Here is a 26,146-nt window from a genome sequence, read left to right as displayed (position 1 = left end):
GGAACCGGGAGGGCGCCTCAGATGACGCTGATGTCCAGCACCGCCCAGTCGCTGGAGGACTCGTTCCGCACGTAGAGACGCGGGCCCCGGCAGACGATCCGGTGGTGGCGGCCGAGGTCACCGCCGTCGGGGCGGAGCAGGCGGCCGTGTGCGACCTGTTCCACCGTCTTCTCGGTCAGACGGCAGTCGACGATCCGGTCGGGTTCGCCGTACGGGCCGAGGAACACCACGCGGTCGGCATGGACGGCGAACGCGTGCGCGCCCCGCACCGGGTTCGCGCGGGCGCGCACCACGTGGTTGTCGCGGATCTCCAGGAGAGGGAAGTCGGTGTAGGGACAGGCCCAGACGGCCCGGGTGCCGACGTTCAGGGCGTAGCAGTCGCAGATCTCGTCGTGGTCGGGACCGGGCTTGTACGCCCAGAGCGGTTCGCCGGCGCTGCTCCAGCGTCGCAGGCCCGGCCGGCTCAACTCGTCGTCACCGAAGACGCCTTCGTCGAAGTAGCCGACCCAGATGTCACCGGCCTCGTCGACCAGGAGATCCTCGATGGCGTCGCCCACGCGGAAGGTGTGCGAGGTGCGACCCAGGACGTCGAACACCTGGACATGCTCCTCACCGCGCCGACTGCGGGCGTTCGCGAGGACGAAGCCGCCGTCCGGCAGCGCGTCGAACCGGGCGAACCGTGCTCGTACCGCACTGAGTTGTGTCTCGTACGGTCGCCCGCCCTCCTCGACCGTGACGACGAGCGCGTCGTACGGATTCTCGCGGAGGGGGTCGGGCGGTCGCTCGGTGAGCAGCCAGTGGACGCGTCCGTAGGCGTCGACCGTGCTGTGCAGGACATGCCGGTCCCGGTGGACACGCGGGAGACGGGCGTACGGAGCCAGGCGGGTGGCCGGGCGGTCAGGCGACATGGGCCTTTCTCATGGTCATGGCGTGATCCTCGCCCGGGGGAACTGCCCGCGCAACGGACTTTCGGCGGAGTGGACGTCGGTCGGGGAGCGCTCTCATCGCGTGCTGCCCGGGGCTATCCTTCTCGGCAACCGCCGAGGAGGAGCCCTGAGGTGACCGAGACAGCGTCGCGCCCCACGCTGGAGGCCGTGGCCGCGCGGGCCGGGGTCTCACGGGCCACCGCCTCGCGCGTCGTCAACGGCGGCGACGGCGTGCGCGAACCGCTCGTCGAGCGGGTCAGACGGGCCGTCGAGGAGCTCGGTTACGTCCCCAACCAGGCCGCCCGCAGCCTGGTCACCCGCCGCCACGACGCCGTCGCCGTCGTCATCGCCGAACCGGAGACCAGGGTCTTCGCCGACCCCTTCTTCGCCCTCCAGCTCCGCGGCATCAGCAAGGAGCTGACCGCGCACGACTCGCAGCTCGTCCTGCTGCTCACCGAGGGCCGCGACGACCACACGCGCGTCGGCCGTTATCTGGCCGGCGGCCACGTCGACGGCGCGCTCGTCTTCTCGCTGCACCTCGACGACCCGCTGCCGGAGCTGATCCACGGCGCGGGCGTGCCGACCGTGTTCGGCGGGCGACCCGGCTGGGGCGACGGCGCGCGACCGGCCGTCTACGTCGACAGCGACAACCGGGGCGGTGCCCGCGAGGCCGTACGTCATCTCGTCGGACTCGGCCGTACGCGTATCGCGCACATCACCGGCGCCCTCGACCAGACGTCCGCGGTCGACCGGCTCGACGGCTTCCGGGACGTCATGGGCGAGGCCGATCCACGACTCGTCGTCGAGGGCGACTTCACGCCCGCGGGCGGCGAGCGCGCGATGAGGGAGCTGCTGGAGCGCTGCCCGGACGTCGACGCGGTGTTCGCGGCGAACGACCTGACGGCCTCGGGAGCCCTTCGGGTGCTGCGCGAGCGGGGGCGGCGGGTGCCGGACGACGTCGCCGTGATCGGGTTCGACGACATGCTTCCGGTCGCCGAACAGACCGACCCACCGCTCACGACGGTCCGTCAGGACATAGAGGAAATGGGCCGGTTGATGGCTCGTCTGCTGCTGCGGGACCTCGATCGCCGGACGGGCAAGCAAGGGCTGGACGGTGGCCCCGCCGGCGTCGTGCTGCCGACGACGTTGGTACGGCGGGCCTCCGCGTAGGACCACTGCCCTCGCGGCGCCCCGCTCGCGTCCGTTCGCGCCCGCTTGCTTCCGTCAGTCCCGGTGCGGTCCCAAGTTGCCCAGGAACGCTCCGAGTTGGATCGGCGTGAGCGACGGCTCGGGCAGCGGGGTGACGGTGGGGGAGGCGCGCAGGCCGCTCAGGAGAAGGGCGAGCGGGCGGCGCCAGGCGTCCGGGGCCGTGCTGGTGAGGGCCGGGACGGCGCGGCCGAGTACGGCCAGCGCGACGAGGAGGTCCTCGGTGGTGAGATCGTCGCGGATCGTGCCCTGTTCCCGGCCGCGGCGCAGGAGTACCTCCAGCGTCTCCCGGTTGTGGGCGTGCACGGAGTCGAGGGAGTGGACGCCCTCCAGGTGGGTGGTCATCAGATCGTTGGCACCGCGGTCCGCGGCGAGACCCTCGAAAACCTCTTCGACGTATCCCAGCAGACCCGCCCAGGCGTCCTCGGCGGTCCGGGCCCGGTCCCCGGCGGCCATGGTCTGCGTGAGCGAGTCGCGGAAGACCTCGTCGACCAGTGCGGCGCGGCTGGGGAAGTGCCGGTAGAGCGTGGCGTTTCCGACACCGGCGCGGCGTGCGATCACATCGAGCGGCGCGTCCAGGCCCTGCGCGGCGAAGACCTCGCGAGCCGCCTCGACCAACAGCTCGCGGTTGCGCCGCGCGTCGCGCCGCCGCACCGGATCGGGTCTGTTCACGTCGACCGTCATCATGTCGCCTCTCGGAAGTACCGGGGAGCACTCCCCGGAACTGATGATATCGTCGAATCGAGAACTGGGGAGTGTTCCCCGTTTTTCGGGGAGAGTCGGGAGGGACAGGGAGGCGGGGGTCCTCGGTATGGGGGCTGAGAGTGCTGTCCCGGACGGGGGACCCGGCGTCTCCGGTCATGAGGAGGTCGGTGGGGCCCATGTGCAGGGCCCCACCGAATCGGCCCGTATCTCAGCTCTGCGCCGTCTCTCAGCTCTGCGGCGTCGCGCTTTTGATCACCGCGAAGCGCGCCCCGTACGGGTCGGCGAGCTTCGCCATGCGGCCGACGCCCTCCAGGTCCGTGGCGGGCATGCGGACCGTGCCGCCCAACTCCTGGGCCTTGCTGACGGCGGCGTCCGTGTCGGTGACCTCGAAGTACGGCAGCCAGTACGCGCCCGACCGGGCCTCGGTCGGGTCGTCGGCCAGCGGGACGACGCCGCCGAACATGTCCGTCTCCTCCGCCCCGGCGGGGTTGATGCAGGTGTACGTGCCGCCGGGGAACGCGGCGGCCGAGGTCTCCCAGCCGAACACGGAGTTGTAGAACGCGGCGGCCGCAGGCTCGTCCGGGGTGTAGAGCTCGACCCAGCACAGCGAACCCGGGGCACCCGCCACGTCGATGCCCTTGGTCAGGGCCGGCTGCCAGATGCCGAAGGGCACACCCGCCTCGTCCCCGAGAATCGCCATGTGGCCCTGGCCCATGACATCCATGGGCTGGATGATCACACTGCCGCCGGCCTGCTCGGCCGCCTTGGCCGTGGCCTGCGCGTCGGGGCTCTGGAAGTACACCGTCCAGGAGGGTGGGCCCTGCTCCTCGGTGGTCTGCATACCGCCCGCGGCGGTCTTTCCGGCGAGCTGGAAGAAACCGTAGCCGCCGGCGTCGGGCCCTGCCGACTGGAACTGCCAGCCGAAGAGGCCGCCATAGAAGGATGTGGCGCCTTCGATGTCGGGGGTGCCGACATCGAGCCAGTTCGGAGCGCCCGTGACAAAGCGGGTGGTGAGCATGTTGTGCCCTCCTTTGAGGGGTCCCGTTGCCTGTACTGCCGAGTCTGGCACCGCCCACTGACAATCGCCGCCAGGACTCCCACCACGGGCAGGAGAGACCATGGTGATTACCCTGGGTGATCGGTTATGTTTGTTTTGTTTTCATACTTTGCGGCGAGCCGCCTGGCGCCTCGGAACGTGGCGTTGATCCCGCGTTGATCGAACGTTTTTCGCCGCGCGGCACGATCGTCGTCATGCACACCGACACCATCACCCCGGCCGACTCCGCCTGGCAGGAGCAGGCGTTGTGCGCGCAGACCGGGGCCGATTTCTTCTTTCCCGAGCCGGGCAGCTCGGTGCGTGAGGCAAAGCGCATCTGCGCGATGTGCGAGATGCGCTCCGTCTGCCTCGAGTACGCGCTGAACAACGACGAACGCTTCGGAGTCTGGGGCGGCCTGTCGGAGAAGGAACGGCTCAACCTCCGGCGCTCGGACCAGAACTGACACCTACGACGCCGAACTGCCCCCTACGGCACAGGGCCCCGCGCCGGACGCCGTGAACAGCCGCGTCCGGGCGGCACCTTGCCCCGGTCCGGTGCCCTGCCGTGATGCGGTGCCCTGCCGTAATTCGGTGGGGCGATCCGGCGTGCGGTGGTTAGGATCCCCGTGGCGCACCCGGGCGTAGAGCAGAGGCAGACTCGCCGCCCTCTCAAGGCGGATACGCCGGTTCGAATCCGGTCGTCCGGGCTGCGTCCGACCGGGGGGACCGGGACAGCAGGGTCCTGTGGAGCAGAGGCAGACTCACCGTCCAGCCAAGGCGGATACGCCGGTTCGAATCCGGTCAGGACCACGGCGGCGCACACGCGGGGCGGGGACACATGGGTGACGGCGGCGCGATCACGCAGGAAGACGCGATCACGCAGGACGAACTGGCGGCGTTCCACCGTACGGTCGGCAGGCTGCGGGCGCTGCCCGTCGACGACCCGGTGCGGCTGCGCGCCGAACAGGTCGCCGCGTCCTTCGCCCGGGACGGGCGGGTGCGCAGGCGCAAGGTGCGCGGCGCCGAACTCTCCGCCGCCGACGCGGCCGTGATGGCCGCGACCGCGACGGGAGCCCTCGACCGCCGGGAGGACGCGCCACTGGCCCGACCTGTGGCCGTAAGCGTCCTTGGAGCCGAGGGCGCCCCCGGAGCCGGTGCCATCGCCGCAGCCGGTGTGTTCATGAAGCCCCGCTCCTGCTATGTCTGCAAGACGCCCTATCGACAGGTCGACCCCTTCTATCACCGGCTGTGCCCGGGCTGCGCCGCCGACAACTCCGCCCGGCGTGCGCTCGCCACCGACCTGAGCGGGCGTCGCGCGCTGCTCACCGGAGGCCGGGTCAAGATCGGCTTCCAGCTGGCCCTGATGATGCTGCGCGACGGCGCCGAACTCCTGGTCACCAGCCGCTTCCCGCACGACACCATGCGCCGCTTCCGCGCCGAACCGGGCAGCGCGAAGTGGCTGGACCGGCTGACGGTGCTGGCGGTGGATCTCCGTGATCCGCGCCAGGTACTCGGGATCTGCGAGCAGTTGAGGCAGGAGGGCGAACCCCTCGACATCCTGGTCAACAACGCCGCGCAGACGGTACGGCGGCCCGCCGAGTCCTACGCGCTGCTGGCCGCCGGGGAGCGCGCCGGACTGCCCGAAGGGGCCCGGGAGGCACCGGGGTTCACACCGATGCGGGCCCTGGGGAGTGGCCCCCTGGCGCTACCCGCGGCCTTGCGGGAGGCCGACGAGGCGGGGCTGCTGCCCGACCCCTCCCCGGAGAACTCCTGGTCGGCCCGGCTGGGCGCACTCGACCCGGCCGAGGTCCTGGAGACCCAGTTGGTCAACGCGCTCGCCCCGGCGCTGCTCTGCGACCGGCTGCTGCCCCTGCTGCTCGCCTCGCCCCACCCGCGGCGCTATGTCGTCAACGTGACGGCCGTCGAGGGCCGCTTCGCCGTACGCAACAAGATGGCCGGCCATCCGCACACCAACATGGCCAAGGCCGCCCTCAACATGCTCACGCGCACCAGCGCCGCCGAACTCGCCGAGCAGGGCGTGCACATGTGCGCCGTCGACACCGGCTGGATCACCGACGAGAACCCCGCCCCGAAGAAGGAGCGGATGGCAGGTGCGGGGTTCCGCACCCCCCTCGACATCGTGGACGGGGCGGCCCGGGTGTACGACCCGATCGTGCGGGGCGAGGCGGGCGCGCCCGTGTCCGGGGTGTTCCTCAAGGACTACCAGGAGGCGCAATGGTGAGCGAGCCGGAGCGGGAGCCGGACCTGCCCCTCACGGGCGTACCGCCGGTCGTGCCGCGCCCCTTGGCCGAACTCGCCCCGCTGCTCGCCTGGTTGCGCGACGGCCGTCCGGCCGGTGAGCGGCTGGACTTCACGGCCGGTACGGCGCTGCCCGACGGGCGCCTCGACCTGTGCAAGCAGGGACTCGGCGCGCGGGGCGCGGCGCTGGTCGCCGAGGCCCTCTCCGAGGTGTCCGCCGTCTCGGACGGACCTTCTCCCGTACGGCATCTGCTGCTTGGCACCGACGGGCTCGGGGACGAGGGTGCCGCCGCGGTCACCGTGAGCGCCGAGGTCGAGACGCTGTACCTCGGCTGCAACGGGATCACCGCGGGCGGCGCCTGCCGCATCGCCGACAACCTGCGCGCCTCGCCTCGGGTCGTCACGGGCGTATGGCTCAAGCGCAACCCGCTCGGCAGCGCAGGAGGGCGGGCCGCCGCCGAACTCGTCGAGGCCGCACGGTCGTTGCGCACGCTCGACCTCGTGCAGACCGGGCTCGACGCGGCGGGCGTCGTCGTCCTCGCCGACGCCCTCCTCGCCGCGGCGGAGAACGGCCGCCGTATCGAGCGACTGTTCGTGGGCGGCAATCCGCTGGGCGAGGCGGGTACGGTGCCGTTGTCCGCGCTGATCGCCGAGGGCGCGGTCGACGAACTCTACGTATCCGCCGCAACGTTGGGCGACGCGGGCGCGCTGCGTCTCGCCCACGCGCTGGAGCGGGCGCCGCACGGACGGCTGGCCCGGCTTTCCGTCGCCAGCAACGGCATCGGTCCGAGCGCCGCCGCCCGCCTGGTGGCGGCCGCGACCGCGGCCGGGGTCACCCTGCTCGACCTCGGGCGGGTAAAGGCGGCCGGGGCGCTCGGCGCCGCAGACAACCGCGTCGACCTCACGGCTGCCACCGACATCGCGCACACCCTCGCGGGCGCCGAACACCGCCTCACCCACCTCGTCCTCACCCACACCGGCATGCGCAGCCGCGAGGCGCACCGTCTCCTCGACACCGCGCCGCGTGCCGCGACCGCGACCCGGTTCGTCCTGGGCCGGTCCATCGCGACCAGCGTGAAGCGACGCCTGGACGCGCTCAGCGCGCACGTCCCGATGCCGTCGGTCCCCGCCGACGTCGCCGCCGTACGCAGCGTCCACCGCACGGCGCCGCTACGCTAGGCCTCAAGGGCGGGGTCGTAGCGCAGAGGCAGGCGCGCCTGGTCTCCAAAACCGGAACACGCTGGTTCGAATCCAGCCGCTCCGCCCCCCTTCCCTTCAGGGGTTCGGACGATGGCCCCGGCCCGCCGGACCGCACCGGGAAATCGGTACGCCGCCCACGCTTCAGCAGGCACAATCCCCGCATGGATCGCACCCCGCAGCGGCACGCCGAAAGTCTGCTCAACGCCCTCGACCCGCTGCCCTTCCCTCAGCGCATGCGCGAACTCGCCGTGCAGGTGGGGGAGTTGGTCCCGCTGCGGCCGGTGCTGGAAGAACTCGAAACCCGCGGACCGTACGAACGGGGAATCGCCGTCATTTGGCGGACCAGGCCGAGCTGCCGCTCATGCGGTCGGCCGCCGTCGGGCAGGCCGCCCTCGTCCCGGGCCGTGGCGCCGATCTCGTACGCCACTGGACCGATTCCCCGGACGTGCGGCTCGCCGAAGCGGCGCTCGCCGCACTCGCCCGTACGGACCGGCCCGCCGACGCGCTGCCCGAACTGCTGGCGCACGCGGGGGGCGAGCGGGCACGGGTCGCGGTCTACGCGGCCACCCGGGCGTCCCGGTACGCGGCACCGTCGCTCCTGGCCGCACAGCTGCGTGCGGTGCTGTTCGCGCCGCGCGCCAAGGTGACGAGCCGCAAGGAGGCCGCCCGGCTCGCCGCCGTACGGCTCCCGATGCCACGGGCGGCCGCGCTGCTGGCCGAGGCGTACGCGGCGCCGGGCACCCATGCCGACGTCCGCGCCGCCATCGTGGCCTTCGCGGGCGGCCTGCTCGCCGAGGAACCGGTCTGGGGCCTGCTGCGCGACGCCGCCGGCGCCGAGCCGGTGCTCCGTACCGCCATCCTGCGCGTCACCCCGCTGGACCTGCCCGAGCCCCACCGTGAGCGGTACGCCGGGCTGGTCCGCGAGGTGTCGTCCACCGACGACCCCGAGACCGCGACCCTGGCCTTCGACGCCCTGGCTCGCTGGGCGCCCTGGTCCCCCGAGTCCCCGACGGTCCTCGCCGACGCCGTCGCCGATCTGACGGGGCGTATCGGCTGGCGCGCGGCGGCCAATGGTCTGGTGACCGCGGCGGCGGGCTCACCGCGCGGCGGTCGGGGTCTTGAGCGGGCGCTGCGGGCGTTGGCCGAGGCGGAGACCGCCGCCGCGACGCAGGACGTCGGCCGCGCCGATGCCGACGAACGGCGCGATCGGCCGGCCAGGAGGCGCGTCGACCACCTCGTCGTGCGCCTCGCCCAGCAGGCCAGGACGGCCCCGGGGCCCATCCGTCCCGCGGCCCTCGCCGCCGGCGAACTGCTCGCCGGGTACGACGCCTTCGTACCGCAGGCGGCCGCGATCACGGCGTTCCACCTGGACCTGGACGGGGAACCGGGGGACCTGGAGCGCCTGGCCGCCCTCACCGAGGGACGCCCGGCGCTGGCCGCACGGACGGCCCGGGAGCTCGGGGAGCGGCTGCGGCGGCAGGCGCACGAGGGGGATCCCGACGTCCTGCTGGCCGTGGTGCGGCGGCTGGGTGCGCACGGCGGACACGGCGAGGGACTGCTCGCGGCGGCCGTCACCGGGGCGATCGGCGCCCGCACGGGCTGGGCCGCGCCCTGGCGGGAGCGGCTGAGAGCACTGCGCCGCCACCCGGTGGCCGACGTGCGGGACGCGGCGCTGGACCAGGTGACGGCGTACGAGTGAAGCGACTTCGGCCGGAGAGGGTCAGCCGGCGGCGCGCGCGGCCATCCGCGCCTTGCGGGCCGCGAGCTTCTCGTCGAACTTCGAGGCCTCCGCGTCCAGGCCGCCCATGAAGAAGCCCAGCTCCTCCTGGGCCTGCAGGCCCTCGGGGCCGAGGCCGTCCATCTCCAGGACCTTCAGGTGGCGCAGCACCGGCTGCAGCACGTCGTCGTGGTGGATGCGCATGTTGTAGACCTCGCCGATGGCCATCTGCGCGGCGGCGCGCTCGAAGCCGGGCATACCGTGTCCGGGCATCCGGAAGTTGACGACGACGTCGCGCACGGACTGCATGGTCAGGTCGGGGGCCAGCTCGAACGCGGCCTTGAGCAGGTTCCGGTAGAAGACCATGTGCAGGTTCTCGTCGGTCGCGATGCGCGCCAGCATGCGGTCGCAGACCGGGTCGCCCGACTGGTGACCGGTGTTGCGGTGCGAGACGCGGGTCGCGAGCTCCTGGAAGGCGACGTAGGCGACCGTGTGCAGCATCGAGTGGCGGTTGTCCGACTCGAAGCCCTCGTTCATGTGCGCCATACGGAACGCCTCGAGCTTGTCGGGGTCGACGGCGCGCGAGGCGAGCAGGTAGTCGCGCATCACGATGCCGTGCCGGCCCTCCTCCGCGGTCCAGCGGTGCACCCAGGTGCCCCAGGCGCCGTCACGGCCGAAGAGCGCGGCGATCTCGTGGTGGTAGCTCGGCAGGTTGTCCTCGGTGAGCAGGTTGACGACCAGTGCGATCCGGCCGATCTCCGTGACCTTGGACTGCTCCTTGTCCCAGGCCTCGCCGTCCTCGAAGAAGCCGGGGAAGTTGCGGGCGTCGCTGAACGGCACGTACTCGTGCGGCATCCAGTCCTTGGCCACCTTGAGGTGGCGGTTGAGCTCGGTCTCGACCACTTCTTCCAGCGCGTAGAGCAGCCGAGCGTCGGTCCAGGCGGCGGACGGGCTGCCAAGGTGGGGAGAAGTGATCGTCACGGGTGCTCCAGGGGGACGTGAAAAGCGAGTTGCTGAGCGGGTGGCCGAGCGGGTTACTCGGCGGGTTTCCGAGCGGAATCGAAACCTACGGCATCGTAGGCTACGTATCCGTAGGTTACGAAACCGTAGGTTAAGTTCGCTGTAAAGAGTGCCTGATCAGTGGGGGTGTCGGCGGGGGAGCGGGCACATTCAGAGGTACAGCTCCCGGAGTCGTACCGAGAGGCAGGTCACGCAGCCCTCGAGTTTCTCGAACTCGCTGATGTCCACGAGAACGGGTTCGTGACCGAGGCCCGCGAGCAGCTCCGCCGTCTTCGGGGCGCTCGCCGCCATCAGCAGCTTTTCGCCGCCGAGCAGCACGACATGCGCCCCGGACTCCTCCGGCACCGGCAGGAAGCGCGGGAAGAGCGAGGTCGTGTCCACCAGTGGCTCATGGCCGATCACGGTTCCGTCGGGCAGCGCGGTGACCGCCGACTTCAGATGCAGCACCTTGCTCACGGGTACGGCCACGACCCGCGCCCCGAGCGGTTCGAGGGCCGCCCGTAGCTGCTGGACTCCGGCCGCGTTGGTGCGCCCGCCGCGGCCCACGTACACGGTGTCGCCGACCTTCAGGACGTCACCGCCGTCGAGGGTGCCCGGCTCCCAGATCCAGTTCACCGAGCAGCCCAGCCGGGCCACGGCCTCCTCGACCCCGGCGGTCTCGGCACGCCGGGACTCGGCGCCGGGGCGGGAGATCAGCGCGACATTGCGGAAGACGACCACGGCGTCCTCGACGAAGACGGAGTCGGGGCAGTCGTCGGCCGGATCGACCTCGACGGTCTCCCAGCCGTGTGTGCGCAGCGCCTCCGCGTACGCCTCCCACTGTTCTACGGCCAGGTCGACGTCCACCTTCTCGCGCTCGATGTGCGTCACCAGCCCCTCGGCGAGACGGGGACTGGGCCTGCGGATGAGGGCTTTCTGGCTGGGCACGGTGCGGTCTCCGAATCGGCAGGGTGCGTCGGCGCACATCATGCAGCGCCGTTCGCGCGCACAACAGCCCCCGAATCGGCGCGGGCGGCTCCCGGGCCTCGGCAGCGGAGGGCCGACGCCCGAGACGGACGGTGGACGGCTCCGTCCGGACGCGGGGTGGCCCCCGGACCGGACGGCGGGCGGACCCACGTCCGAACGTGACGCGGGGCGGTGCCCGAGAGCGACGTTAGTCAGCCTCCGGGACCGGCGCTATGTCGGATACCCGACAGGTTCCTGCGTCGTTTCTTTCAGTTCTCCTCCTTCCAGCAGCAGCCGGCGTGTGATTCCGATCGACTCCAGGAACGGCAGGTCATGGCTGGCGACGATCAGCGTGCCCTCGTAGGACTCGAGTGCCGTGGTGAGCTGGCGGACGCTCGCCAGGTCGAGGTTGTTCGTCGGCTCGTCGAGCATCAGAAGCTGCGGCGCGGGCTCGGCGAGCATCAGCGCGGCGAGCGCCGCCCGGAAGCGTTCGCCGCCGGAGAGCGTCGCCGCCCGCTGGTCGGCCTTCGCCCCCTTGAACAGGAAGCGGGCGAGTCGCGCCCGGATCCGGTTGTTGGTGGCGGAAGGCGCGAACCGGACCACGTTCTCGACCACGGTCCGCTCCCCGTCGAGCACATCGAGCCGCTGGGGCAGAAACCGCAGCGGCACATGGACCCGCGCCAGACCCGACACGGCCTCCAGCTCCCCGGCGATCGTCCGCAGCAGCGTCGTCTTGCCCGCGCCGTTGCGCCCGATCAGCGCGACCCGCTCGGGCCCGCGCAGATCGAACACACCGTCCACGCGCGTGCCGTACCGCAGCACCAGATTCTCCAGCGTGAGGACGGTACGGCCCGGCGGCACGGCCGTGTACGGCAGGTCGACACGGATCTCGTCGTCGTCCCGTACGGCCTCCACCGCGTCGTCGAGCCGTTCCTTCGCCTCGGCGAGCTTCTCCTCGTGCATGACGCGGTGCTTGCCCGCGGACTCCTGGGCGGCCCGTTTGCGCGCACCCATGACGATCTTCGGCTCGCGCTTCTGGTCGAACATCTTCTGGCCGTAGCGCCCTCGACGGGCGAGCTTGACCTGCGCGTCGACCAGTTCGCGCTTCTGCTTCTTCAGATCGGCCTCGGCGACGCGCACCATGCGTTCCGCCGCCTCCTGTTCGCCGGCGAGGACCTCCTCGTACGCGGAGAAGTTGCCCCCGTACCAGGTGACCTCTCCCGAGCGCAGATCGGCGATCTGGTCGACCAGGTCCAGCAGTTCACGGTCGTGGCTGACCACGACCATGACCCCGGACCAGGCCTCGACGGCCGCGTACAGCCGCCTGCGCGCGTACAGGTCGAGGTTGTTGGTGGGTTCGTCCAGCAGCAGGACGTCCGGACGGCGCAGCAGCAGCGCGGCCAGGCGCAGCAGTACCGACTCGCCGCCCGAGACCTCGCCGATGGTGCGGTCCAACTCGACGTGCCCGAGCCCGAGTTCACCGAGCATCGCGAGTGCCCGCTCCTCGACGTCCCAGTCGTCGCCGACGACCTCGAAGTGCTCCTCGGCCGCGTCGCCCGTCTCGATGGCGTGCAGCGCGGCACGCGTGGCGGCGATGCCGAGCGCCTCGTCGACCCGCAGGGCGGTGTCGAGCGTGACGTTCTGCGGCAGGTAGCCGACCTCGCCGTTGACGCGGATCGTGCCCTCGTCCGGGGTGAGTTCGCCCGCGATCAGCTTCAGCAGGGTCGACTTCCCTGATCCGTTGACGCCGACGAGCCCGGTCCTGCCGGGGCCGAAGGAGATCTGGAGGTCGTCGAAGACGGCGGTCCCGTCGGGCCAGGCGAAGGAGAGGGAGGTACAGGTGAGGGAGGTGGGGAAAGAAGACATGAAGGCCTCGCGGTTACTGGGTGCGGTCAGGGGCACGCGTTCGGGACACCGCGAGGTGACGACGATCCGGTCGGGAGGGCGGAAACAAGGCCCCGCACCGGAGGACGGCTCATACGCCGAGGTCGCACGCTACGCACACGGGGGTGGAAAGAACCCACCATGTGACGCGGTGTCTCAGACCTCAGACGAGCAACGTCCTTCTCCGATCGACGACAACAGGACCGCTGTACACCGTAGGAACGGCCCTGAACGCTGTCAACGCATTAACGTGGCCCCGACCTCGACCCCGCGTGGCCCCGGCCTCGACCCCGAAGGAGGCGCCCGTGCCCAACGGCTCGCTGTCGCTGCCCGCCCGGCTCTATCTGCTGGCCTGGGACACCACGAGGCTCAAGGTCACCGGCGCGACCCATCTCCACCACCTGGTGCGCGCCGGCGCCCTCACGGAGCTCGCCCAGCGAGGGCTGCTCGCCGACGTGGACGGCATCGCCACGCCGGTCGACGCCGACGCCCGTACGGGGGACCTCGTCCTCGACGGGCTGCTGGAACTGGTGGAGGAGTCCCGGCCCCGGAAGTGGAAGGCGTGGGTGACCCTGCGGGCGCGCGTCACCCTGGACGCGGTCCGCGCGCAGCTCGCCGCCGAGGGGTACCTGCGGGCCGAGAAGAAGCGGGTGCTCGGACTCTTCCCGTCCGTGGAGTACGAACTGGATCGGGTGTCCGCGGCGGAGGCGCTCCAGGAGGAGGCAAGGACCGTGCTGCAAGGGCCCCTGCCCGTCGTGGAAGTCTCCGACCGCGACGCGGCCCTCGTCGCTCTCGCCGCCGCGGCCGAGCTGCGCACCCTGGCGTCCGGGAAGGACCGCAAGCTGTACAAGCAGCGCATCGAGGAGCTGACCGACCGGAGCGGAGCGGCGGCCCCGGCGCTGAAGAAGGTCATCCAGGAGGTCCGCACCGCGATCGTCGTCGCCGCCACGGCGGCATCGACCTCGGGGGCGGCAACGGGGGGATGAAGCGTTCGGCAAGGGGCGCGGGGACCCGCGCGCCGGCCACCCCGGCGACGCTTCCCGGTACCGCACGCACATGTCGCATTCCTGCCAGCCTCCACCCCGCCCCCGGTGATGGGATCGTCCCCATGACGAACCAGAACCCCACCCACGAAGCCGCCCTCGCCTTCCGCGCCCTGCACACCCCCGGCCGCCCCCTGGTCCTCCCGAACGCCTGGGACACGGCGAGCGCGCTTCTGGTCGAGGAGGCGGGAGCGGCCGCCGTCGCGACGACCAGCGCGGGGCTCGCCTGGGACCTGGGAACGGCCGACGGGGACCGGCTGGATCGGGACCGGGCCCTCGGCGCGGTCGCACGCATCGCCGCCGCGGTCCGGGTCCCGGTGAGCGCGGACATCGAGAGCGGCTACGCGAAGGACGCCGCGGGCGTCGGGAACACGATCCGCGCGGCACTCGCGGCCGGCGCCGTGGGCGTGAACATCGAGGACGCGCTGTACGACGGCGAGGGTGACGGCGTCGGCGGCCGTGGCCCGCTGCGCCCGGTCGCCGAGCAGGCGGAACGTATCGCCGCGGCCCGCGCCGCAGCCGATGCGGCGGGTGTTCCGCTGTTCATCAACGCCCGCATCGACACTGTTCTGAGCGGCGCGGGAGGGGTCGAGGAGACCCTGGAGCGAGCCGCGGCCTTCCTCGCCGCCGGAGCTGACGGGATCTTCGTCCCCGGGGCCGTCGACCCGCAGACGGTGAAGTCGCTCGTGGCGGGTGTCGAGGGCCCGCTCAACGTGCTGGTCGGACCTGGTGCGCCGGCCGTCGCCGAGCTGGCCGCGCTCGGGGTCGCCCGGATCAGCGCGGGCTCGAGCATCGCGCAGGCCGCGCACGCCGTGGTCCGCCGTGCCGCGCGGGAGCTGCTGAGCGCGGGGACCTACGACTCGCTGACCGGTGGACTCGACTACGCCGAGCTCAACACCGTGCTGGGCGGCGGTCGCTGAGGACGGGGGCGCCGCTCAGCAGGTGCCCCGCATCAGCTCCGCCAGGTCGTGGTCCAGGTCGACCTGAAGATGCTCGAGCCCGACGGGCACCAGCTCGGTCGTGCGCTGCAGGAACGTCCGCATCTCGCCCGAGCGCACATGCACCACGGCGGTGCCCTCGGGGGCGTGGAACTCCAGAACGGTGCGGTCGTAGCCGTACGGCCGCACCCGTACGTCGCCGTACCCCACCGAGTCCTCCATGCCGGACGCGAGCAGCTCGCGCGCGAACGTCCAGCAGACCTCCACGCCTTCCAGCGTGGCCGGGGCGGGGAAGGTCATACGGACGGCGAAGGGGTCGCTCCGGTCGTAGTGGAGTGTGGCGGGAATGCTCGGCATCCGCGGGGCGGCGGCGACGAGACGGGCCTCTACGGGCTGCTCGATGACGGTGGACAACGCCTTGCTCCCTTGTGACGGCTGGACGAACTCCGGGCGGATGAGGCCAGGCAATGTAGGAGACGACGGAATGAGCCATTCAGTGCACCCGAAACCCAGTGACCTCTGTCACCGAGTTCATTCACCTCGGTGACACGTAGTGATCCATTTCTCGTTCCGACATGCCCGGGATACCGGAGAGGACACCAACCGCGGCCCCCGGGTTCCCGCCGAAGGCCATCTGGACGGCGCCGAGGGAGTGGGCTAGCTTCGCCCGCCATGAGGGGCTTGGGGAAGTCGAGACGTACGAGTCGGGCGGTCACCGTGGGATTGTGCGCGGCGGCGTTCGCCGCCGCGCTGACGGCGGCGCCCGCGCAGGCACACGAGGCGGGGAAGGCGGCCCACTGGGCGCTCAAGGACAGCGGGAGCGACGTACGCTTCCGCGGACTGTCGGCCGTCAGCCGGGACACCGCCTGGGTGGCGGGTTCCCAGGGCACCGTCCTGCGGACCACCGACGGGGGCGCGAAGTGGCGGAACGTGTCGCCGGCCGGCGCCGCCGACCTGGAGTTCCGCGACATCGAGGCGTTCGACGCGCGGCGCGCGGTGGTCCTCGCCATCGGTGAGGGCGAGGCCTCCCGGGTCTTCAGGACCGACGACGGCGGCGCGACCTGGACCGAGTCCTTCCGCAACACCGACGCGAAGGCCTTCTACGACTGCCTGACCTTCTTCGACCGGCGCCACGGCCTCGCGCTGAGCGACCCCGTGGACGGCAGGTTCCGCATCCTGTCCACCAGCGACGGCGGACGGTCCTGGAAGGTGCTGCCCAGCGACGGCATGCCTGCCGCGCAGGACGGCGAGGCGGGCTTCGCCGCCAGTGGACAGTGCCTCGTCAGCGCGGGATCGCACGATGCCTGGCTGGCCACCGGCGGGGGCGCACACGCACGTGTGCTGCACTCCACGGACCGGGGACTGACCTGGAAGGCGGCCGAGACGCCGATTCCGGCGGGCGACCCGGCGCGTGGCGTCTTCGCCCTCGCCTTCCGGGACCGCGCCCACGGCCTCGCGGTCGGCGGCGACTACCGCGCCGACCAGGCATCGCCCCAGGCGGCCGCCCTCACCCCCGACGGCGGGCGCACCTGGACCCCGGCCGTCCAGCCGCCGCCCGCCTACCGCTCCGGTGTCGCCTGGCTCCCGCACAGCCGCACCTCCGCGCTCGCGGTCGGCCCGACCGGCACCGATCTCACGACCGACGGCGGCCGCACCTGGCACGCCCTGGACACCGGCTCGTACGACACCGTGGACTGCACCCCCGACCTGGGCTGCTGGGCGTCCGGGGAGAAGGGCCGGGTGGCACGTCTGGAGCGGTGATCGCCGCGTGCCCCGCGACGAGCCGTCATGCCCCGTGGCTCCAGCCCCAAGCGCGAACGCCAGTACGAGCACATGCAAGGAGGAGCTGGGGCGGCGCCGGGCGGCAAGTGACCGGCCGCACGGCCTCCTCGGATGCTGTGGGCTTAGGCTCGCCAACACCATGAACACCACGTCGAACACCGTACCGATTCCCGCGGGTTGGCCCGTGACCGAGGAGCAGGCCCGCGCCGTGCAGGACGAGCTGCGGGGGCGTGTGGTCCTCGACGAGCCAGGGCCGCCGCCCGGCACCGGCAGGGTGACGGGCGTCGACGTGGCGTACGACGACGAGCGGGACGTCGTCGTGGCCGCGGCCGTCGTGCTCGACGCGGCGACCCTCGCCGTCGTCGCCGAGGCGACCGCCGTCGGACAGGTCTCCTTCCCCTACGTTCCCGGGCTGCTCGCCTTCCGCGAGATCCCGGCCGTGCTGGCCGTGCTCGACGCGCTGCCGTGCGCGCCGGGTCTCGTGGTCTGCGACGGCTACGGGCTCGCCCACCCCCGCCGTTTCGGCCTCGCAAGCCACCTCGGCGTACTCACCGGGCTCCCCACGATCGGGGTGGCCAAGAACCCGTTCACCTTCTCCTACGAGGAACCCGGCGCGCGGCGCGGCAGCGCCTCCCCGCTGCTCGCGGGCAAACCGACGGGCCCGGAGGAGGTCGGCCGCGCACTGCGCACCCAGGACGGCGTCAAGCCGGTCTTCGTCTCGGTCGGCCACCGCATGAGCCTCGACAACGCCTGCGCGCACACCCTCGCGCTCGCCCCGAAGTACCGCCTCCCGGAGACCACCCGAAGCGCGGACTCCCTGTGCCGGAGGGCCCTGAAGGAGACAACTCCCTCGGAAGCCTCATCCGTTGACTGAGTACGTGCCCTGAGTAGTTGTTCTGAGTACCTGTACGGATGCGGGGGCGCCCTCGTGATCGGCAGGCTGTTCCGCATGACGACGCACCGCTCCCCGAAGCCCGCCGCCGGCACCACCCAGCCCGTCGAGCGCACCGTGATGGCCGCGCTGGTCCTCTCCGTCCTCGCAGGGGTCGGCTGGATCGGCGGGATGATCTACACGGTGCTGGGATGGCCCCTCTAGGGACCCTCCGGACGGTCCTACCGGGTCGCGGCCACCCGGAAGGTGATGCCCGCCCCGCGCAGCCGGTCGATGAGCGCGTCGCCCATCGCCACCGCCGTCGTGACCTGTCCCGCCGTCTCGGGCAGGTCGTCGAAGGCGAGGGACAGCGCGGACTGAGCGAACATCTTGGCGGTCTCGCCATAGCCGGGGTCGCCGCCCGCGACCTCGGTGTACACGCGCCGCCCGCCGCCCTCGCCCACGAACCGCACCGAGAACCAGCTCTTCGCCCGCAGGGAGGCACTGGGGCCCTCGCCCGGCTTGATCCGGTTGGACAGCCAGCGTCGCGCGGGCGGCACCTGGGCCGCCGCGAACATCGCGCCGACGGCGGTGACCCCGCCCAGCGCGACCGGCAGCCGTTCGACGGCGGCGTAGTGGCGGTAGCGGAAGTCGGGCCCGTAGCGCTCCAGCGCCCGTGCCGAGCGCTGCACGATCTGGGCGTCGATCGTGGGCAGCGGCAGCGCCCACGCCCCGACCTCCTTGGCGAACCGCGGCGCGCTCAGCGGCGCGTACGCCCGCCGCCCCACCAGCCGCGGTTCGTGCCGCCCGCGATCCCGCGCCGCGGCCAGGATCTGCCGCCCGCGTGCGAACTGGGTGAGCGCGGAGGTGAAGGTGCCGCCCGAGAACATCGCCCGGGTGCGGACGAAACCGTCGACCCGCAGCGGCACACCCTCAGGCAGCTGCCGCACCGTGAAATAGGCGCCCAGGTCGTGCGGTATCGAGTCGAAACCGCAGGCGTGCACGAGGCGCGCCCCGGTCTCCCGCGCGCGTGCGTCGTGCCGGACGTACATCAGGTCCACGAATTCGGGCTCGCCGGTGAGGTCCAGATAGTCGGTGCCCGCGTCGGCGCAGGCGGCGACCAGTTCCTCGCCGTGCAGGACGTACGGCCCGACCGTACTGGCCACCACGCGCGCGCTGCGGGCGAGTTCGCGCAGTGACGCCGGATCGGCGACATCCGCCCGCAGCACGTCGGGGGCACCGGACAACCGCTCCCGCAGCCGCTCCAGCTTCTCCTTGCCGCGGCCCGCGATCGCCCAGCGCAGCCCTTCGGGCGCGTGCGCGGCGAGGTACTCCGCGGTGAGGGCCCCGACGAACCCGGTGGCTCCGAAGAGCACGATGTCGTACGTGCGAGCCGTCTCGTTCAGCCTGCTCATGACACCCCTCTGTCGTGCGCGAAGCGCCGTTGTCGGTGGCTGAGGCTAGCGTGAGGTACGAGCAGCCGAACGATTGAGGTCGACGTAGAGGTCGGAGGTGGCCATGGCCGTGCCGGGGAATGCCCTGAAAAAGCGGGAGAATACATGTGACCTCACCCTCGGCCCGAAGGCGATAGCCCCGGCCGGGCGAGGCGCGTCGGCCACGCGGTGGCACACCCGCTGACATACCCCGTTTCACCACCTTTCGTCATGATCCGCCACCCGGGATTTAACTAAGCGCTTGCTCGCTGGGGGCTTGCCCGGCGTGGAACACGTTCTTAACATCACTGATGTCACATCAGTGGTGTCACAGTGCTGGGGGTTCGATGGCAGTGGCAGGGACGCCGGCGCACGGCCCGCTGGCAGGAGTGCGGGTGGTCGAGCTGGCGGGCATCGGCCCCGGCCCGTTCGCCGCCATGCTCCTCGCCGACCTCGGCGCGGACGTGGTCCGCGTGGACCGGCCCGGCGGCACGGGGCTCGCCGTCAACCCGGAGTACGACATCACCAACCGCAACAAGCGGTCGGTCGTGATCGACCTGAAGGCCGAGGACGGCCCCGCGCGCGTCCTCGACCTGGTCGAACGCGCGGACATCCTCGTCGAGGGGTACCGCCCCGGCGTCGCCGAGCGTCTCGGCGTCGGCCCCGAGACCTGCCACGCCCGCAACCCCCGACTCGTCTACGGCAGGATGACCGGCTGGGGCCAGCAGGGCCCGCTCGCCCCGCGGGCCGGGCACGACATCGCGTACATCGCCCTCACCGGCACCCTCGGCCTGATCGGCAGGCCCGACGAGCCACCCGCGGTCCCCGCGAACCTCGTCGGCGACTACGCGGGCGGCTCGCTCTATCTCGTCGTCGGCGTCCTCGCCGCGCTCCACCACGCACGTGCCACCGGCGCCGGACAGGTCGTGGACACGGCGATCGTCGACGGCGCCGCGCACCTCGCCTCCATGATCCACGGCATGCTCGCCGCGGGCGGCTGGCAGGACCGGCGTGGCGCCAACCTCCTGGACGGCGGCTGCCCGTACTACGGGACGTACGAGACGGCCGACGGGAAGTACATGGCGGTGGGCGCCCTGGAGCAGCAGTTCTACGCCGAGTTCGTGGAACTGCTGGGCATCGGGGAGCACGCCGACTCCCGCAAGGACCTGGCCCGCTGGGGCGAGCTGCGCGAGGCGGTCGCCGCCCGCTTCAAGACCCGTACCAGGGACGAGTGGACCGCGGTGTTCGAGGGATCCGACGCCTGCGTGGCCCCCGTCCTGTCGCTGCGGGAGGCCCCGGCGCACCCCCACCTCGCCGCCCGCGGCACCTTCACCGACCACGGCGGCATCACCCAGCCCGCCCCCGCACCCCGCTTCTCCCTGACCCGCACCTCCGTCCGCACCGGCCCCGCCCTGCCGGGCGCCGACACCGCGGACGTGGCCTGTGACTGGGACGTACCACGGCTGACGCGGCACGACCTCGTGAAGGACGACACGATGAAGGACGGCGACTGATGGAGCTCTCCCTCCCGCTCGACTACGCGGGCGACCCCAGGCAGGCCGCTGACGAGGTCGCCGCCCTGGAGTCCGCTGGTCTGGACGCCGTCTGGGTCGCGGAGGCCTACGGCTTCGACGCGCCCACGATCATGGGCTATCTGGCCGCCCGCACCGAGCGCATGAAGATCGGCTCCGGGATCCTCAACGTCTACTCGCGCACGCCGGCGCTCCTCGCGCAGACCGCCGCCGGACTCGACGCGATCTCGGGCGGCCGCGCCATCCTGGGGCTGGGCGCCTCCGGCCCGCAGGTCGTCGAGGGCTGGCACGGGAAGGCGTACGACAAGCCGCTGGGCCGCACCCGCGAGGCCATCGAGCTGACCCGCCGCATCCTGCGCCGCGAGGTCATCGACCACCACGGCATCACCGACATGCCCCGCCCGGGCGGCCTGGGCAAGCCCCTGAAGCTCCTCACCAAGCCGGTGCGCCCCGAAGTCCCGCTGTACGTGGCCTCCCTGGGCCCCGCCAACGTCCGCATGACCGCCGAACTCGCCGACGGCTGGCTGCCCACCCTGTTCATCCCGGAGAAGGCCCACCAGGTGTGGGGCACAGCCCTCGCGGAGGGTGCCGCGCTGCGGGACCCGGCGCTCGGCCCCCTGCGGACCGTCGCGGGCGGCCTGCTCGCCATCGGCGAGGACGCCGCGGCCGTACGCGAGCTCGCGCGACCCAAGATCGCCCTCTACGTGGGCGGCATGGGCGCGCCCGGCAAGAACTTCTACAACGACCTCGCGGTGGCCTACGGCTACGAGAAGGAGGCCCGGCTCATCCAGGAGCTGTACCTCTCCGGTCGCAAGAAGGAGGCCGAGGCCGCCGTACCGGCCGAGTTCTGCGAGCTGACCTCGCTGTGCGGGCCGGAGAGCTATGTGCGCGAGCGGGTCGAGGCCTTCCGGGCGGCCGGGGTCGACATGCTCAACATCACTCCCGTGGGGCCCGAGCCGACCCGGCTGGTCGAGACCGTCAAGAGCTGGCTCCAGGAAGGCGACCGGGCATGAAGCGGCAGATTTTCGGCGCCGAGCACGACGCGTTCCGAGAGACCGTGCGCACCTTCCTCGCCAAGGAGGTGACGCCGTACTACGAACAGTGGGAGAAGGACGGCATCGTCTCGCGCGAGGCCTGGCGCGCGGCCGGCAGGCAGGGGCTGCTCGGCTTCGCCGTACCGGAGGAGTACGGGGGCGGCGGCAACGCCGACTTCCGGTACAGCGCCGTACTCGCCGAGGAGTTCACGCGCGCGGGGGCCGCGGGTCTCGCCCTCGGGCTGCACAACGACATCATCGGGCCGTATCTGACGGACCTGGCCACCGAGGAGCAGAAGCGGCGCTGGCTGCCCGGGTTCTGCGACGGCTCGGTCATCACGGCGATCGCGATGACCGAGCCCGGCGCCGGATCCGACCTCCAGGGCATCAGGACGCATGCCGAGGACCGGGGAGACCACTGGCTGCTCAACGGCTCCAAGACCTTCATCTCGAACGGGATCCTGGCCGACCTGGTGATCGTCGTCGCGAAGACGACCCCGGAAGGCGGCGCTCACGGTCTGTCTCTGCTCGTCGTGGAGCGCGGCATGGCAGGCTTCGAACGTGGCCGCAACCTCGACAAGATCGGTCAGAAGGCACAGGACACGGCCGAGCTGTTCTTCCACGACGTACGCGTCCCCAAGGAGAACCTGCTCGGGGAGCTCAACGGCGCCTTCGTGCACCTCATGACGAACCTCGCGCAGGAACGCATGGGCATCGCCGTCGCCGGGATCGCGGCGGCCGAGCACCTGCTGGAGATCACCACCCAGTACGTCAAGGAGCGCGAGGCCTTCGGACGGCCGCTCTCCAAGCTCCAGCACATCCGCTTCGAGATAGCCGAGATGGCGACCGAGTGCGCCGTCACCCGTACGTTCCTCGACCGCTGCGTCGTCGACCACACGAACGGGGAACTCGACGCCGTGCACGCCTCGATGGCCAAGTGGTGGGCCACCGAACTGCAGAAACGCGTCGCGGACCGCTGCCTCCAGTTGCACGGCGGCTACGGCTACATGGCGGAGTACCGCGTCGCCAGGGCCTTCACCGACGGCCGCATCCAGACCATCTACGGCGGGACCACAGAGATCATGAAGGAGATCATCGGCCGCTCCCTGCTCGGCTGATCCTCCGCACCCTCCCCGAAAGGCTTATCAGTGAGCACCGAAGCGTACGTGTACGACGCGATCCGCACCCCGCGCGGGCGCGGCAAGGCGAACGGCGCCCTGCACGGCACCAAGCCCATCGACCTGGTCGTCGGGCTCATCCACGAGATCCAGCGCCGCTTCCCGGGCCTGGACCCGGCCGCGATCGACGACATCGTGCTCGGTGTCGTGGGCCCGGTCGGCGACCAGGGCTCCGACATCGCGCGGATCGCCGCCATCGCCGCCGGACTGCCCGACACGGTCGCCGGAGTCCAGGAGAACCGCTTCTGCGCCTCGGGCCTGGAAGCCGTCAACCTGGCCGCGATGAAGGTCCGCTCCGGCTGGGAGGACCTGGTGCTCGCGGGCGGCGTCGAGTCGATGTCCCGCGTGCCCATGGCCTCGGACGGCGGCGCCTGGTTCGCCGACCCGATGACCAACATCGCCACCAACTTCGTGCCGCAGGGCATCGGCGCCGACCTCATCGCCACCATCGAGGGCTTCTCGCGGCGTGACGTCGACGAGTACGCGGCCCTCTCCCAGGAGCGCGCGGCCGCCGCCTGGAAGGACGGCCGCTTCGACCGGTCCGTCGTCCCCGTGAAGGACCGCAGCGGACTCGTCGTCCTCGACCACGACGAGCACATGCGCCCCGGCACCACCGCCGACTCGCTCGGCAAGCTGAAGGCCTCGTTCGCGGACATCGGCGAGCTGGGCGGCTTCGACGCCGTGGCGCTGCAGAAGTACCACTGGGTCGAGGAGATCGACCACGTCCACCACGCGGGCAACTCCTCCGGCATCGTCGACGGCGCCTCCCTGGTCGCCATCGGCTCCAAGGAGGTCGGCGAGCGCTACGGCCTCACTCCCCGCGCGCGGATCGTCGCCGCGGCCGTCTCCGGCTCCGAGCCCACCATCATGCTCACCGGCCCCGCGCCCGCGACCCGCAAGGCGCTCGCCAAGGCCGGACTGACCATCGACGACATCGACCTCGTGGAGATCAACGAGGCCTTCGCCGCCGTCGTCCTGCGCTACGCGCGGGACATGGGCCTGTCCCTGGACAAGGTCAACGTCAACGGTGGAGCGATCGCACTCGGCCACCCGCTGGGCGCCACCGGCGCGATGATCCTCGGCAGCCTCGTCGACGAACTGGAGCGCCAGGACAAGCGCTACGGCCTCGCCACGCTGTGCGTGGGCGGCGGCATGGGCATCGCGACCATCGTCGAGCGCCTGTAACCCCCCGGCGGACCCCCAGACTTCCACGGCTTAAACGGCTTCTACGGAGACCCTCCTCATGACCGAGAGCACCACCATCCGCTGGGAACAGGACGAGACCGGTGTCGTCACCCTCGTCCTCGACGACCCCAACCAGTCCGCCAACACGATGAACCAGGTCTTCAAGGACTCGATCGCGGCGATCGCCGCACGTGCCGAGACCGAGAAGGACTCCATCCGGGGCATCATCTACACCTCCGCCAAGAAGACCTTCTTCGCGGGCGGCGACCTCAAGGACATGATCAAGGCAGGTCCGGAGAACGCCCAGGACGCCTTCGACACCGGCATGGCCATCAAGTCCTCCCTGCGCCGCATCGAGACCCTGGGCAAGCCGGTCGTCGCCGCGATCAACGGCGCGGCCCTCGGCGGCGGCTACGAGATCGCCCTCGCCTCGCACCACCGCGTCGCGCTCGACGCCCCCGGCTCCAAGATCGGCCTGCCCGAGGTCACCCTCGGCCTGCTGCCCGCGGGCGGCGGCGTCACCCGCACCGTCCGCCTCATGGGCATCACCGACGCGCTGCTGAAGGTGCTCCTCCAGGGCACCCAGTACTCCCCGCAGCGGGCCCTGGAGAACGGGCTCGTCCACGAAGTGGCGGCCACCTCCGAGGAGATGCTCGCCAAGGCGCGCGCCTTCATCGACGCCAACCCCGAGTCGCGGCAGCCCTGGGACAAGCCGGGCTACAAGATCCCGGGCGGTACGCCGTCGAACCCGAAGTTCGCCGCCAACCTGCCCGCCTTCCCGGCCAACCTGAGGAAGCAGCTGAACGGCGCCCCCTACCCGGCCCCGCGCAACATCATGGCGGCCGCCGTCGAGGGCTCCCAGGTCGACTTCGAGACCGCGCAGGTCATCGAGGCCCGCTACTTCACCGAGCTGGTCACCGGGCAGACCTCGAAGAACATGATCCAGGCGTTCTTCTTCGACCTCCAGGCGGTCAACTCCGGCGCCAACCGCCCCCAGGGCATCGAGCCGCGCCCGGTCCGCAAGGTCGCCGTCCTCGGCGCCGGGATGATGGGCGCGGGCATCGCCTACTCCTGCGCCCGCGCGGGCATCGACGTCGTCCTGAAGGACGTGTCGGCGGACGCGGCGGCCAAGGGCAAGGCCTACTCCGAGAAGCTCTGCGCGAAGGCCGTATCCCGGGGCCGTACGACCCAGGCGAAGGCCGACGAACTGCTCGCCCGCATCACGCCCACCGCCGACCCGAACGACCTGGCCGGCTGCGACGCCGTGATCGAGGCCGTCTTCGAGGACACGTCCCTCAAGCACAAGGTGTTCCAGGAGATCCAGAACGTCGTCGAGCCCGACGCGCTGCTGTGCTCCAACACCTCGACCCTGCCGATCACCGTGCTCGCCGAGGGCGTGGAACGGCAGGACGACTTCATCGGACTGCACTTCTTCTCGCCCGTCGACAAGATGCCGCTCGTCGAGATCATCAAGGGCGAGCGGACCGGTGACGAGGCACTGGCGCGCGCCTTCGACCTCGTACGGCAGATCAAGAAGACCCCGATCGTCGTCAACGACTCGCGCGGCTTCTTCACCTCCCGTGTCATCGGCCACTTCATCAACGAGGGCGTCGCGATGGTCGGCGAGGGCATCGAGCCCGCCTCCGTCGAGCAGGCGGCGGCCCAGGCCGGCTATCCCGCCAAGGTCCTCTCCCTGATGGACGAGCTGACGCTCACCCTGCCCCGCAAGATTCGCAAGGAGTCCAAGCAGGCCGTCGAGGAGGCGGGCGGCACCTGGCAGACGCACCCGGCGGAGGCGGTCATCGACCGCATGGTCGACGAGTTCGGCCGCACCGGGCGCAGCGGCGGCGCGGGCTTCTACGAGTACGCCGAGGACGGCAAGCGCGGCAAGCTCTGGCCCGGGTTGCGCGAGCACTACACCAAGCCCGGCTACGAGATCCCGTTCGAGGACATGCAGGAGCGCATGCTCTTCTCCGAGGCGCTGGACACCGTCCGGCTCCTGGAGGAGGGCGTCCTGACGTCCGTCGCCGACGCCAACATCGGGTCCATCTTCGGGATCGGCTTCCCGGGCTGGACCGGCGGCGTGCTGCAGTACATCAACGGCTATGACGGCGGTCTGTCCGGATTCGTGGCGCGCGCGCGTGAACTCGCCGAGCGCTACGGGGAGCGGTTCACGCCGCCCGCGCTGCTCGTCGCGAAGGCGGAGAAGGGCGAGGGCGAGAGGTTCGGCGACAATTGACTTGCTCCTCGGG

23 protein-coding genes and 3 tRNA genes are annotated in these 26,146 nt (G+C 71.6%); 18 read left to right on the top strand and 8 right to left on the bottom strand.

Annotation, left to right across the window (positions count from 1 at the left end; genetic code table 11):
• Positions 1–17 precede the first annotated feature (17 nt).
• Positions 18–908, bottom strand: coding sequence for a hypothetical protein (locus tag OG568_RS10190; protein ID WP_329531193.1), 891 nt, complete (start codon positions 906–908; stop codon positions 18–20).
• Positions 909–1,058: 150 nt separating this feature from the next.
• Here OG568_RS10190 and OG568_RS10185 point away from each other — a divergent pair, with 150 nt between their 5' ends.
• A complete protein-coding gene (locus OG568_RS10185) occupies positions 1,059–2,096 on the top strand; it encodes a LacI family DNA-binding transcriptional regulator (protein WP_329531192.1) in 1,038 nt (345 codons plus the stop codon).
• A 54-nt stretch (positions 2,097–2,150) separates the two neighbouring features.
• Here the strand turns inward: OG568_RS10185 and OG568_RS10180 are convergent, their stop codons facing one another.
• Both OG568_RS10180 and OG568_RS10175 read right to left on the bottom strand, forming a co-directional pair.
• Complete coding sequence (locus OG568_RS10180) at positions 2,151–2,816, bottom strand: TetR/AcrR family transcriptional regulator (RefSeq protein ID WP_443077603.1); 666 nt, start codon at positions 2,814–2,816, stop codon at positions 2,151–2,153.
• A gap of 247 nt (positions 2,817–3,063) precedes the next feature.
• Positions 3,064–3,855, bottom strand: coding sequence for a VOC family protein (locus tag OG568_RS10175; protein WP_329531190.1), 792 nt, complete (start codon positions 3,853–3,855; stop codon positions 3,064–3,066).
• 233 nt (positions 3,856–4,088) lie between these two features.
• On the opposite strand from OG568_RS10175, the gene OG568_RS10170 reads away from it, so the two are divergent.
• From OG568_RS10170 to OG568_RS10140, 7 genes are all read left to right on the top strand, one after another.
• Complete coding sequence (locus OG568_RS10170) at positions 4,089–4,337, top strand: WhiB family transcriptional regulator (RefSeq protein ID WP_266431807.1); 249 nt, start codon at positions 4,089–4,091, stop codon at positions 4,335–4,337.
• A 171-nt stretch (positions 4,338–4,508) separates the two neighbouring features.
• Positions 4,509–4,580, top strand: a tRNA-Glu gene (locus tag OG568_RS10165).
• Positions 4,581–4,611: 31 nt separating this feature from the next.
• A tRNA-Gly gene (locus OG568_RS10160) sits at positions 4,612–4,683 on the top strand.
• Positions 4,684–4,711: 28 nt separating this feature from the next.
• Positions 4,712–6,115, top strand: coding sequence for an SDR family NAD(P)-dependent oxidoreductase (locus OG568_RS10155; RefSeq protein ID WP_329531189.1), 1,404 nt, complete (start codon positions 4,712–4,714; stop codon positions 6,113–6,115).
• The gene (locus tag OG568_RS10150) at positions 6,109–7,311 is read left to right on the top strand and encodes a ribonuclease inhibitor (protein ID WP_329531188.1); all 1,203 of its coding nucleotides are present in this window, start codon (positions 6,109–6,111) and stop codon (positions 7,309–7,311) included. The genes OG568_RS10155 and OG568_RS10150 overlap by 7 nt, the downstream gene beginning before the upstream one ends.
• Positions 7,312–7,320: 9 nt before the next feature.
• Positions 7,321–7,397 (top strand) — tRNA-Trp (locus tag OG568_RS10145).
• 269 nt (positions 7,398–7,666) lie between these two features.
• Positions 7,667–9,031 carry a hypothetical protein gene (locus OG568_RS10140; RefSeq protein WP_329531187.1) on the top strand — a complete coding sequence of 455 codons (1,365 nt, stop codon included), beginning with the start codon at positions 7,667–7,669 and terminating at the stop codon, positions 9,029–9,031.
• Between the two features lie 21 nt (positions 9,032–9,052).
• On the opposite strand, the gene OG568_RS10135 is transcribed toward OG568_RS10140, so the two are convergent.
• The 3 genes from OG568_RS10135 to OG568_RS10125 form a co-directional block, all read right to left on the bottom strand.
• Complete coding sequence (locus OG568_RS10135; protein ID WP_329531186.1) at positions 9,053–10,030, bottom strand: acyl-ACP desaturase; 978 nt, start codon at positions 10,028–10,030, stop codon at positions 9,053–9,055.
• Between the two features lie 189 nt (positions 10,031–10,219).
• Complete coding sequence (gene ddaH, locus OG568_RS10130) at positions 10,220–10,996, bottom strand: dimethylargininase (RefSeq protein WP_266427584.1); 777 nt, start codon at positions 10,994–10,996, stop codon at positions 10,220–10,222.
• A gap of 249 nt (positions 10,997–11,245) precedes the next feature.
• Complete coding sequence (locus tag OG568_RS10125) at positions 11,246–12,880, bottom strand: ABC-F family ATP-binding cassette domain-containing protein (protein ID WP_329531185.1); 1,635 nt, start codon at positions 12,878–12,880, stop codon at positions 11,246–11,248.
• 323 nt (positions 12,881–13,203) lie between these two features.
• Between OG568_RS10125 and OG568_RS10120 the strand changes: the two genes are divergently transcribed.
• Both OG568_RS10120 and OG568_RS10115 read left to right on the top strand, forming a co-directional pair.
• Positions 13,204–13,884 carry a GOLPH3/VPS74 family protein gene (locus tag OG568_RS10120; RefSeq protein WP_266427580.1) on the top strand — a complete coding sequence of 227 codons (681 nt, stop codon included), beginning with the start codon at positions 13,204–13,206 and terminating at the stop codon, positions 13,882–13,884.
• Between the two features lie 122 nt (positions 13,885–14,006).
• Complete coding sequence (locus OG568_RS10115; RefSeq protein ID WP_329531184.1) at positions 14,007–14,861, top strand: isocitrate lyase/PEP mutase family protein; 855 nt, start codon at positions 14,007–14,009, stop codon at positions 14,859–14,861.
• Positions 14,862–14,876: 15 nt separating this feature from the next.
• Here the strand turns inward: OG568_RS10115 and OG568_RS10110 are convergent, their stop codons facing one another.
• Complete coding sequence (locus tag OG568_RS10110; protein ID WP_266427576.1) at positions 14,877–15,293, bottom strand: SsgA family sporulation/cell division regulator; 417 nt, start codon at positions 15,291–15,293, stop codon at positions 14,877–14,879.
• A 258-nt stretch (positions 15,294–15,551) separates the two neighbouring features.
• Between OG568_RS10110 and OG568_RS10105 the strand changes: the two genes are divergently transcribed.
• From OG568_RS10105 to mmpA, 3 genes are all read left to right on the top strand, one after another.
• A complete protein-coding gene (locus OG568_RS10105) occupies positions 15,552–16,640 on the top strand; it encodes a WD40/YVTN/BNR-like repeat-containing protein (protein WP_329531183.1) in 1,089 nt (362 codons plus the stop codon).
• A 160-nt stretch (positions 16,641–16,800) separates the two neighbouring features.
• Complete coding sequence (locus OG568_RS10100) at positions 16,801–17,535, top strand: endonuclease V (protein ID WP_329531182.1); 735 nt, start codon at positions 16,801–16,803, stop codon at positions 17,533–17,535.
• A gap of 75 nt (positions 17,536–17,610) precedes the next feature.
• On the top strand, positions 17,611–17,757 hold the full coding sequence (mmpA, locus tag OG568_RS10095; protein WP_266431944.1) for a morphogenic membrane protein MmpA: 147 nt from the start codon (positions 17,611–17,613) through the stop codon (positions 17,755–17,757).
• Between the two features lie 17 nt (positions 17,758–17,774).
• On the opposite strand, the gene OG568_RS10090 is transcribed toward mmpA, so the two are convergent.
• Positions 17,775–18,947 carry a saccharopine dehydrogenase family protein gene (locus OG568_RS10090; protein WP_329531181.1) on the bottom strand — a complete coding sequence of 391 codons (1,173 nt, stop codon included), beginning with the start codon at positions 18,945–18,947 and terminating at the stop codon, positions 17,775–17,777.
• Positions 18,948–19,312: 365 nt separating this feature from the next.
• Between OG568_RS10090 and OG568_RS10085 the strand changes: the two genes are divergently transcribed.
• The 5 genes from OG568_RS10085 to OG568_RS10065 are packed head-to-tail and all read left to right on the top strand — an operon-like array spanning position 19,313 to position 26,133.
• Positions 19,313–20,479, top strand: a complete 1,167-nt coding sequence (locus OG568_RS10085; RefSeq protein WP_329531180.1) for a CaiB/BaiF CoA transferase family protein — start codon at positions 19,313–19,315, stop codon at positions 20,477–20,479.
• On the top strand, positions 20,479–21,510 hold the full coding sequence (locus tag OG568_RS10080) for an LLM class F420-dependent oxidoreductase (RefSeq protein ID WP_329531179.1): 1,032 nt from the start codon (positions 20,479–20,481) through the stop codon (positions 21,508–21,510). The genes OG568_RS10085 and OG568_RS10080 overlap by 1 nt, the downstream gene beginning before the upstream one ends.
• A complete protein-coding gene (locus tag OG568_RS10075) occupies positions 21,507–22,649 on the top strand; it encodes an acyl-CoA dehydrogenase family protein (RefSeq protein WP_329531178.1) in 1,143 nt (380 codons plus the stop codon). Before OG568_RS10080 ends, OG568_RS10075 begins: the two co-directional genes overlap by 4 nt.
• Positions 22,650–22,679: 30 nt before the next feature.
• Positions 22,680–23,894, top strand: coding sequence for an acetyl-CoA C-acetyltransferase (locus OG568_RS10070; RefSeq protein ID WP_329531177.1), 1,215 nt, complete (start codon positions 22,680–22,682; stop codon positions 23,892–23,894).
• Positions 23,895–23,952: 58 nt separating this feature from the next.
• Positions 23,953–26,133 (top strand): 3-hydroxyacyl-CoA dehydrogenase NAD-binding domain-containing protein, encoded by a 2,181-nt coding sequence (locus OG568_RS10065; RefSeq protein WP_329531176.1) that lies wholly within the window; start codon positions 23,953–23,955, stop codon positions 26,131–26,133.
• The last annotated feature ends 13 nt before the right edge of the window (positions 26,134–26,146 follow it).

It is taken from the genome of Streptomyces sp. NBC_01450, assembly GCF_036227505.1.
Classification (GTDB): domain Bacteria; phylum Actinomycetota; class Actinomycetes; order Streptomycetales; family Streptomycetaceae; genus Streptomyces.
This window is presented reverse-complemented; position numbering and strand designations above follow the sequence as displayed.

Excerpts from the sequence above, each read along its gene's own strand:
- OG568_RS10075 (WP_329531178.1), top strand. The coding sequence starts at position 21,507 with ATGAAGCGGCAGATTTTCGGCGCCGAGCACGACGCGTTCCGAGAGACC.
- OG568_RS10105 (WP_329531183.1), top strand. The coding sequence starts at position 15,552 with ATGAGGGGCTTGGGGAAGTCGAGACGTACGAGTCGGGCGGTCACCGTG.
- mmpA (WP_266431944.1), top strand. The coding sequence starts at position 17,611 with ATGACGACGCACCGCTCCCCGAAGCCCGCCGCCGGCACCACCCAGCCC.
- OG568_RS10125 (WP_329531185.1), bottom strand. The coding sequence starts at position 12,880 with ATGTCTTCTTTCCCCACCTCCCTCACCTGTACCTCCCTCTCCTTCGCC.
- OG568_RS10115 (WP_329531184.1), top strand. The coding sequence starts at position 14,007 with ATGACGAACCAGAACCCCACCCACGAAGCCGCCCTCGCCTTCCGCGCC.
- OG568_RS10170 (WP_266431807.1), top strand. The coding sequence starts at position 4,089 with ATGCACACCGACACCATCACCCCGGCCGACTCCGCCTGGCAGGAGCAG.
- OG568_RS10080 (WP_329531179.1), top strand. The coding sequence starts at position 20,479 with ATGGAGCTCTCCCTCCCGCTCGACTACGCGGGCGACCCCAGGCAGGCC.
- OG568_RS10150 (WP_329531188.1), top strand. The coding sequence starts at position 6,109 with ATGGTGAGCGAGCCGGAGCGGGAGCCGGACCTGCCCCTCACGGGCGTA.
- OG568_RS10085 (WP_329531180.1), top strand. The coding sequence starts at position 19,313 with ATGGCAGTGGCAGGGACGCCGGCGCACGGCCCGCTGGCAGGAGTGCGG.
- OG568_RS10175 (WP_329531190.1), bottom strand. The coding sequence starts at position 3,855 with ATGCTCACCACCCGCTTTGTCACGGGCGCTCCGAACTGGCTCGATGTC.
- OG568_RS10180 (WP_443077603.1), bottom strand. The coding sequence starts at position 2,816 with ATGACGGTCGACGTGAACAGACCCGATCCGGTGCGGCGGCGCGACGCG.
- OG568_RS10090 (WP_329531181.1), bottom strand. The coding sequence starts at position 18,947 with ATGAGCAGGCTGAACGAGACGGCTCGCACGTACGACATCGTGCTCTTC.
- OG568_RS10155 (WP_329531189.1), top strand. The coding sequence starts at position 4,712 with ATGGGTGACGGCGGCGCGATCACGCAGGAAGACGCGATCACGCAGGAC.
- OG568_RS10100 (WP_329531182.1), top strand. The coding sequence starts at position 16,801 with ATGAACACCACGTCGAACACCGTACCGATTCCCGCGGGTTGGCCCGTG.
- OG568_RS10190 (WP_329531193.1), bottom strand. The coding sequence starts at position 908 with ATGTCGCCTGACCGCCCGGCCACCCGCCTGGCTCCGTACGCCCGTCTC.
- OG568_RS10065 (WP_329531176.1), top strand. The coding sequence starts at position 23,953 with ATGACCGAGAGCACCACCATCCGCTGGGAACAGGACGAGACCGGTGTC.